Genomic DNA, 7,039 nt, shown 5'->3' with positions numbered 1-7,039 from the left:
AGTCGATTTTCTGTACTTCGACCTTGCCAGCGCCGAGATACACCACACCACGATTGCCAGACATGCTTTCACCTCGCTGTTGTTTTTATGTAGCGGTCGCGTCGCCATGGAGCGGCGGCGCGTTGATTGCTCGGGTTGTTGCCTGTGTGTCTTGTGTTGTCTGTTATGGCCTCATCGCTGGCAAGCCAGCTGCCACAGTGGACCGGGGCGGCCACAAGATTTGTGAGCGACACAAAACCCTGTGGGAGCTGGCTTGCCAGCGATAGCGATCTAAAGAACGACCGTTCTGTTCGCGTTCAAAAACACCCGTCGCTCAATGTGATAACCCACGGCCCGCGCCAGGGTCAGGCCTTCGATATCGCGCCCCTTGGCGATCAAGTCTTCGGGGTAATGACTGTGATCCACCACCTCCACGCCCTGGGCAATGATCGGGCCTTCGTCCAGGTCGTTGTTGATGTAATGGGCGGTAGCGCCGACCAGTTTCACGCCTTTGTTGTAAGCCTGGTGATAGGGCTTGGCGCCCTTGAAACCCGGGAGCAGGGAGTGGTGAATGTTGATCGCCTTGCCGTCGAGTTTGCGGCACAGCTCCGGCGACAACACTTGCATGTAGCGCGCAAGAATCACCAGTTCCGCACCGGACTCTTCGATCACCTGCCACACCTGACGTTCTTGCGACGGTTTGTCGTTCGGATCGAGCGGGAAGTGGTAGTAGGGAATCTGGTGCCAGTCGGCCAGCGGTTTCAGGTCCGGGTGGTTGGAGATCACGGCGGCGACGTCCATCGACAATTGGCCGATGCGCTGGCGGTAGAGCAAATCGTTGAGGCAGTGATCGGCCTTGGAAACCATGATCACCACTTTCGGCCGGTAATGCGGCGGCGTCAGTTCAAAGGTCATGCCAAAGGATTCACCGCGCTCCTGCAAACCGGCGCGGAACGACTGTTCGTCGAAGCCGTCCGGCTGACGGAATTCCACGCGAATGAAGAAACGGCCCGAGAGCCGATCATCGAAGGAATGGTGTTCGGTGACGTAACAGCCCTGCTCAAACAGAAAGCGAGTCACCGCGTCCACGGTGCCGAGCACGCTGGGGCAGTCGGCGGTCAAAATCCATGTATCTGGGGCGCGGCTCATAGTGCGGTGACTCCTGCTACAAAAACCAGTAAACAGAGCGAACCCTGTGGCGAGGGAGCTTGCTCCCGCTGGGTCGCGCAGCGACCCCAAAACCAGCTACCGCGATCCTTCAGCAGGAACGCGGGCTCAGGATTCACGACTGCTTCGCAGCCGAGCGGGAGCAAGCTCCTTCGCCACAAAAGCAGTCGTGAGCACCGCGTCAGGCCTGAACGCTCAGGCCATACTCGGCAGAAGCATCCTGCAACCACAACCACCAGTAATCCGAGAAGCTGCGACGGATCAGCAGTTCCCAGGTGTCTTCACCGGTATGGCGGATCACCAGTTGCGACTTGGCGAACACCGTGCCGACAGCCTTGCCCACCGGGAAGTTGTTCGGGTGCACGTCGTAGCTGGTGGATTTCATCAGAACCTGGCGCACGTTCGGGCCGCTCAGTTCGAGGATCTGCTGGCCACCGCTGACGTTGACGATCTGGATGTGCAGGTCGCCCAGCGCTTCGCGCAGTTTTTGCTCGGCGGCGAACTCTTCGCCGGTCGGCACGATCAGCAGCCACTCATCCGGCCCCATCCATTGCAGGCTGGTTTCGCCTTTGACGATGACGGTCAGCGCGCCCGGCAATTCGATGCCCAGCGCTTTGTGCACGCCAGCGGCGAACGCGGCATCGTGGCCATCGCCACGGATAGTCAGGTGGCCGAGAAGTTTTTTCTCACGCACGGTCACGCCGGCATTCTTGCGACCTTTGCCCACCAGGCTGGCGAGGTCGGCGTGATGCAGCGACGACTCGGCCTTGGCCCCGGTGGTTGGGCGTTGTTGGTAAACATTGGCTGCGGTCATAAAGCACCTTTCCTGAATTCTTGCATGTTGATCGTTCCCACGCTCTGCGTGGGAATGCCGCCATGGACGCTCTGCGTCCGCTCTTTGGACGCGGAGCGCCTCTTTTCAGGGACGCGGAGCGTCCCGGGATGCATTCCCACGCAGAGCGTGGGAACGATCGACTGTGGTGTTACACGTTCTGGCGTTCGCCTTTCGGATCGAAGAACACCGAAGAAACGATTTCCGCCTCGATCACGCTGCCGTCCGCCAGTGGCGCAAACACACGCTCACCCATGCGGTTCAGGCCGCCCTTGACCACGCCCATGGCAAACGAATAGCCAAGGGAGTTGTGCGCGTAGCTGGAGGTCACGTGGCCGACCATGGTCATCGGGATCGCCTGCTTGGTGTTGAACACCAGTTGCGCACCTTCCGGCAGCCATTTGTTCGGATCGATCGGCTTGAGGCCAACCAGCTGTTTGCGCTGATCACGCACGCAGTCTTCACGATTCATCCCGCGCCAGCCGATCCACGAGAACGGTTTGGTGCGACCGACACACCAGCCCATGTTCAGGTCGTCCGGGGTCATCGAGCTGTCAGTGTCCTGGCCGACGATGATGAAGCCCTTCTCGGCCCGCAGCACGTGCATGGTTTCGGTGCCATATGGCGTCAGGTTGTACTTCTTGCCGGCCTCGACGATTTTCTCGAGCACGCCCATGGCGTAGTCGGCCTGCACGTTGACTTCGTACGACAGCTCACCGGTAAACGAAATCCGGAACACCCGCGCCGGCACGCCACCGACCAGACCTTCTTTCCAGGTCATGAACGGGAACGCTTCGTTGCTCAAATCGATGTCAGTGACTTCGCTGAGCAGCTTGCGACTGTTCGGCCCGGACAACGTCATGGTCGCCCAGTGATCGGTCACGGAAGTGAAGTACACCTTCAGGTCCGGCCATTCGGTCTGCTGGTAGATTTCCAGCCATTGCAGCACGCGTGCAGCGCCGCCGGTGGTGGTGGTCATCACGAAATGGTTGTCGGCCAGGCATGCCGTCACGCCATCGTCGAACACCATGCCGTCTTCTTTGCACATCAGGCCGTAGCGAGCCTTGCCCACGTCGAGCTTGGTCCAGGCGTTGGTGTAGATGCGGTTGAGGAACTCACGTGCATCCGGGCCTTGAATGTCGATTTTGCCCAGGGTCGAAGCGTCCAGCAGGCCAACGCTGTCGCGCACGGCTTTGCATTCACGTTTGACTGCGGCGTGCATGTCTTCGCCGGATTTCGGGAAGTACCAAGGGCGTTTCCACTGACCGACGTCTTCGAACTCGGCGCCGTTTTTCAGGTGCCAGTGATGCAGTGCAGTGAAACGCACCGGCTCGAAGATGTGCCCACAGTGACGGCCGGCCACGGCGCCGAACGTTACCGGCGTGTAGTTCGGACGGAACATGGTGGTGCCCATCTGCGGGATGGTCACGTTCAGCGAGCGGGCAGCGATGGCCAGGCCATTGACGTTGCCAAGCTTGCCCTGATCGGTGCCGAAGCCCAGTGCGGTATAACGCTTGACGTGCTCGACCGACTCAAAGCCTTCACGGGTCGCCAGCTCGATAGCGGCGGCGGTGACGTCGTTTTGCAGGTCGACGAATTGCTTCGGAGCCCGCGCGGTGTTCTTTTCGTGCGGCACCTGGAACAGCGCCAGGGTTGGCTCTTCGAGACGCGCCAGGGCTTTGGGCAAGGTCGCTTCGACCGGACCGAAACCGGCTTCGCTGGCCGCGCGCACGCCACCTTCAAAACCATCGGCCAGGGAATCACCAAGGCCGTAGACGCCATTGATACCGCCGACACACACACGTTTTTGCGGAGCTTCGCCCGGTACGAAACCGAGGATGTCTTCACGCCAGATCGGCTTGCCGCCCAGGTGCGATGCCAGGTGCACCACCGGGCTGTAGCCGCCGGAGCTGGCGACGATGTCACAGTCGAGCCATTCGCCAGGGCTGGTGACTTTATGTCCCTTCACATCGATCGCGGCCACACGGGCTGCGGTCACACGCTTGGTGCCACGAGCTTCGATCACGGCGCTGCCAGTGAGGATGCGGATACCTTTGGCGCGCGCCTCTTCAACCAGCGCACCACGCGGATTGCTGCGGGCATCAGCGATGGCGACCACTTGCAGGCTGGCGTCGAGCCAGTCCAGTGCCACGCGGTAGGCGTGATCGTTGTTGGTCGACAGCACCAGTTTCTTGCCCGGCGCCACGCCATAACGACGCACGTAAGTCGAGACAGCGCCAGCCAGCATGTTGCCCGGCACGTCGTTGTTGCCGTAGACCAGTGGACGCTCATGAGCCCCGGTCGCGAGTACGACGCGCTTGGCGCGAACACGGTGGATGCGCTGACGCACCTGGCCAATCGGTGCGCGGTCGCCGAGGTGATCGGTGAGGCGCTCGTGAATGGTCAGGAAGTTGTGATCGTGGTAACCGTTGACCGTGGCGCGCGGCAACAGCAGCACGTCCGGGGTGTTCTTCAGCTCGGCGATAACGCTGGCGACCCATTCCACGGCAGGTTTGCCGTCGAGGCTTTCGCGGGAGTCGAGCAGGCTGCCGCCGAACTCTTCCTGTTCGTCCGCCAGGATCACCCGGGCACCGCTGCGCGCAGCGGCCAAGGCTGCAGCCAAACCAGCAGGGCCGGCGCCGACGATCAGCACGTCACAGTGCTGGTTCATGTAGTCGTAGGTGTCCGGATCGTTCTCGGTCGGCGAGCGGCCAAGGCCGGCAGCCTTGCGGATGTACTTCTCGTAAGTCATCCAGAACGATTGCGGGTACATGAAGGTTTTGTAGTAGAAACCCGGCGGCATCAGCTTGCCGCCGACCTTGCCGAGAATCCCCATCATGTCGTTGTTCACGCTCGGCCAGCCGTTGGTGCTGGTGGCGACCAGGCCCTGATACAACGCCTGTTGCGTGGCGCGCACGTTGGGAATCTGCGTGGCTTCGGTGGCACCGATCTGCAGCACCGCGTTCGGCTCTTCGGCACCGGCGGCGAAGATGCCGCGCGGACGGGAATACTTGAAGCTGCGACCGATGATGTCGACGCCGTTGGCCAGCAGTGCAGCGGCCAGCGAATCGCCTTCGAAGCCTTTGTAGCTCTGGCCGTTGAAGGTGAAGCTCAACACTTTGTTGCGGTCGATCCGTCCGCCGTTGGACAGGCGATTGATCTGGCTCATACCTTCTCTCCCAGAGCCGTGCTGGCCGCTTTCGGGCTATCGGTCTTGTCGGTGAATTGTGGCTTGGTGCCGATCTTGTAGGTTTCGAGAATCTCGTAGGTCACGGTGTCGCGGGTGGCGTTGAAGTACTGACGGCAACCGGCGGCGTGAATCCACAGTTCATGGTGCAGACCGCGAGGGTTGTCGCGGAAGAACATATAGTCGCCCCACTCCTCGTCGGTGCAGCTGTTCGGATCCAGTGGACGCGGGATGTGCGCCTGGCCGGATGCGTGGAATTCCTCTTCGGAGCGCAGTTCGCCGCAGTGAGGACAGAAGATATGCAACATGGGGATTTCTCCTGTTAGTGGGCAACCGCAGCAGCGCCGTGTTCATCGATCAACGCACCGTTGTGGAAACGGTCGATGGAGAAAGGTGCAGCCAATGGGTGCATTTCACCCTTGGCCAGGCTCGCGGCAAACACGTTGCCCGAGCCTGGTGTTGCCTTGAAGCCACCGGTGCCCCAACCGCAGTTGAAGAACATGTTCGGTACCGGGGTTTTCGAAATGATCGGGCAGGCATCCGGCGTGGTGTCGACGATGCCGCCCCACTGACGGTTCATGCGTACGCGGGACAACACCGGGAACATCTCGACGATGGCCTGGATGGTGTGCTCGATCACCGGGTACGAACCACGCTGGCCGTAGCCGTTGTAGCCGTCGATACCGGCGCCGATCACCAGGTCGCCCTTGTCGGACTGGCTGATGTAACCGTGTACGGCGTTGGACATGATCACGCTGTCGATAATCGGCTTGATCGGCTCGGACACCAGCGCCTGCAGCGGGTGCGATTCGATCGGCAGACGGAAACCGGCGAGCTTGGCCATGTGTCCAGAGTTACCGGCAGTGACCACGCCGACGCGTTTGGCGCCGATGAAGCCCTTGTTGGTTTCAACACCGATGCACACGCCGTTCTCCTTGCGGAAACCGATCACTTCGGTCTGCTGGATCAGGTCCACACCCAGCGCGTCGGCGGCACGGGCAAAACCCCAGGCCACGGCATCGTGACGGGCGACACCGCCGCGACGCTGGACGGTCGCGCCCATCACCGGGTAGCGGGTGTTCTTCGAGCAGTCGAGATACGGAATCTCGTCGGCCACTTGCTTGGCATCGAGCAACTCACCGTCGACACCATTGAGGCGGTTGGCGCTGACTCGACGCTCGGAATCACGAATGTCCTGCAGGGTGTGGCAAAGGTTGTACACGCCGCGCTGGGAGAACATCACGTTGTAGTTGAGGTCCTGAGACAGGCCTTCCCACAGTTTCATCGCATGCTCGTACAGGTGCGCCGACTCGTCCCACAGGTAGTTGGAGCGAACGATGGTGGTGTTGCGCGCGGTGTTACCGCCGCCCAGCCAGCCTTTCTCGACCACGGCCACGTTGGTGATGCCGTGTTCCTTGGCCAGGTAGTAGGCGGTCGCCAGACCGTGCCCGCCACCGCCGACGATAACCACGTCGTAGACCTTTTTCGGGGTCGGCGTGCGCCACATGCGCTGCCAGTTTTCGTGGTGGCTGAGGGAGTGTTTGAAGAGGCCGAAGCCCGAATAGCGTTGCATAGTCATTTACTCCAAAACCGCGCTCAGCGATAAACCGGGAAGTCCGCGCACAGGGCCGACACTTGCTGGGCGACATTGGCCTCGACATCGGCATCGCCGAGGTTGTCGAGGATGTCGCAGATCCAGCCGGCCAGCGTTACGCACTGGGTCACCTTGAAGCCGCGTGTGGTCACGGCCGGGGTGCCGATACGCAGGCCGGAGGTCACGAACGGCGACTGCGGGTCGTTCGGCACAGCGTTCTTGTTGACGGTGATGTGGGCGCGACCGAGTGCTGCGTCCGCCTCTTTGCCGGTGAGGCCCT

General features: G+C 61.3%; 5 protein-coding genes and 1 pseudogene. All 6 read right to left on the bottom strand.

What is annotated here, in order from left to right; translation table 11 throughout:
- Positions 1 to 270: 270 nt before the first annotated feature.
- A complete protein-coding gene (gene purU, locus D8U18_RS02220) occupies positions 271 to 1,128 on the bottom strand; it encodes a formyltetrahydrofolate deformylase (RefSeq protein WP_056853879.1) in 858 nt (285 codons plus the stop codon).
- A 199-nt stretch (positions 1,129 to 1,327) separates the two neighbouring features.
- Positions 1,328 to 1,960, bottom strand: coding sequence for a sarcosine oxidase subunit gamma family protein (soxG, locus tag D8U18_RS02215; RefSeq protein ID WP_130907954.1), 633 nt, complete (start codon positions 1,958 to 1,960; stop codon positions 1,328 to 1,330).
- 169 nt (positions 1,961 to 2,129) lie between these two features.
- Complete coding sequence (locus D8U18_RS02210; protein ID WP_131106911.1) at positions 2,130 to 5,147, bottom strand: sarcosine oxidase subunit alpha; 3,018 nt, start codon at positions 5,145 to 5,147, stop codon at positions 2,130 to 2,132.
- Positions 5,144 to 5,473 carry a sarcosine oxidase subunit delta gene (locus D8U18_RS02205; RefSeq protein ID WP_047534309.1) on the bottom strand — a complete coding sequence of 110 codons (330 nt, stop codon included), beginning with the start codon at positions 5,471 to 5,473 and terminating at the stop codon, positions 5,144 to 5,146. Before D8U18_RS02205 ends, D8U18_RS02210 begins: the two co-directional genes overlap by 4 nt.
- Positions 5,474 to 5,487: 14 nt before the next feature.
- Entirely contained in the window at positions 5,488 to 6,738 is a 1,251-nt protein-coding gene (locus tag D8U18_RS02200) for a sarcosine oxidase subunit beta (protein ID WP_007980419.1), read from the bottom strand.
- 23 nt (positions 6,739 to 6,761) lie between these two features.
- A pseudogene (gene glyA / locus D8U18_RS02195) lies at positions 6,762 to 7,039 on the bottom strand (serine hydroxymethyltransferase); the annotation flags it as partial.

The sequence above is a fragment of the Pseudomonas sp. Sample_10 genome, from assembly GCF_004321495.1.
Lineage (GTDB): Bacteria > Pseudomonadota > Gammaproteobacteria > Pseudomonadales > Pseudomonadaceae > Aquipseudomonas.
This window is presented reverse-complemented; position numbering and strand designations above follow the sequence as displayed.

Bases quoted from the DNA above. Each gene is read 5' to 3' on its own strand.
- purU (WP_056853879.1), bottom strand. From the start codon at position 1,128: ATGAGCCGCGCCCCAGATACATGGATTTTGACCGCCGACTGCCCCAGC.
- soxG (WP_130907954.1), bottom strand. From the start codon at position 1,960: ATGACCGCAGCCAATGTTTACCAACAACGCCCAACCACCGGGGCCAAG.
- D8U18_RS02210 (WP_131106911.1), bottom strand. From the start codon at position 5,147: ATGAGCCAGATCAATCGCCTGTCCAACGGCGGACGGATCGACCGCAAC.
- D8U18_RS02205 (WP_047534309.1), bottom strand. From the start codon at position 5,473: ATGTTGCATATCTTCTGTCCTCACTGCGGCGAACTGCGCTCCGAAGAG.
- D8U18_RS02200 (WP_007980419.1), bottom strand. From the start codon at position 6,738: ATGCAACGCTATTCGGGCTTCGGCCTCTTCAAACACTCCCTCAGCCAC.